Source organism: Bacteroides fluxus YIT 12057 (assembly GCF_000195635.1).
Taxonomy (GTDB): domain Bacteria; phylum Bacteroidota; class Bacteroidia; order Bacteroidales; family Bacteroidaceae; genus Bacteroides; species Bacteroides fluxus.
In genome coordinates, this window is sequence record NZ_GL882664.1 from 1 (window position 1) to 1,325 (window position 1,325).

Sequence of the window (1,325 nt, forward strand, 5' to 3'; positions counted from 1 at the left end):
AAGCGTTCCACCCGTGTGAATAATGTGGTGATGCATTATTGTGATGAAAGCGGTATCCCTTCAGATGCCCGCAAGATTGATGTCCGCCACTGGATTCTTTATAAACTGGATTGGAGCGTTACCAAGCATGTTTTTGAGTTGCTTCGTCTGATCGACAAAGAGGGTGCTGTTTCTAATTATTACAAGGCTGATGAAGCGCATGATACTTTGCATCCTTTTGAGAATGTCCTTCCCGGCTATCATGTAGATATTGATATGATTGCTCAGATACTGGTTGACAAGTATCAATACAGCATGTCTTTGGAACGTGTGGTCGACCGCTTCAAGGATGTTGACGCGGATTTCTCTTCTTCTACAGTCTTGAGCTGGGTTCACAGACATATCCGGGAACTTGACAAGCTTGACGCTCCCTTACGCAGTGTCCTGCTGACTGAGGGAAGTTTTCTTTTTTGTGATGAAACCACTGAACAAGTCAAGGTCTTTAACAAGTCGACCGGTAAGTTCGAATATCGTAAGAAATACATTTGGGGCATCAAGAACCCTGCATTGAAGGTCGCTTACTATTTGTACGACCAGGGCAGCCGCAGCATGACCGTTGCCGAGAAGTTTTTCAGGAATTTCTTCGGCAGTATCACCACTGACGGTTACAATGTTTACAAGTTATTTGACCGTCATCGAAAAGGAATCACCCGTTACGGTTGTATGGCTCATGTGCGCCGCAAGTTTGTGGATGCTTTGAATACGGATCACCGTTCGGTGGAAATAATCCGTTTGATTTCTGAACTTTATTGGATAGAAACGGATTGCCGGATTCATCTTTTATCCGAAGAAGAACGTGTCTTTGAACGACGGCAACGCTCTCTTCCCCTATTATCCCAATTGTGGCAATTCCTTAAACCGATATTTGACGAGACCGAGGGCTTTGCAGCTAATCTTTTCATCAAGGCGGTTCGTTATGCGGTGAACGAATGGGAGGCTATATGCCGTTATGTGAACAACGGTCAGGCGGAGATTGACAACAACACCGCCGGGCGTATGATGAAGCCTGTTTGCCTGGGTAGAAAGAACTATTTGTTCTGCGGTTCGGAGCGGGCGGCTAAAAATACGTCCTTGATTTACTCAATCATTGAAAGCTGCAAAATGAACGGGCTTCGTCCTGTTAAATATATTGCGGATGTTTTACGTAAATTAGTATCCGGAGAAACGGATTATATGGCACTTCTGCCAATGAATATTGCAAAATAACTTAATTAGTAATCAAAAATACAACTCAAAGTGGGCTACAATACCTTTACGGGCAGTATAGCCACACAGTGAGTGCTTAC

General features: G+C 44.2%; 1 protein-coding gene. It reads left to right on the top strand.

Features of this window, described 5'->3' with window-relative positions:
- The coding region (gene tnpC, locus HMPREF9446_RS18395) for an IS66 family transposase (protein WP_009125965.1) at positions 1-1,245 on the top strand (1,245 nt) is incomplete at its 5' end.
- Positions 1,246-1,325 lie beyond the last annotated feature (80 nt).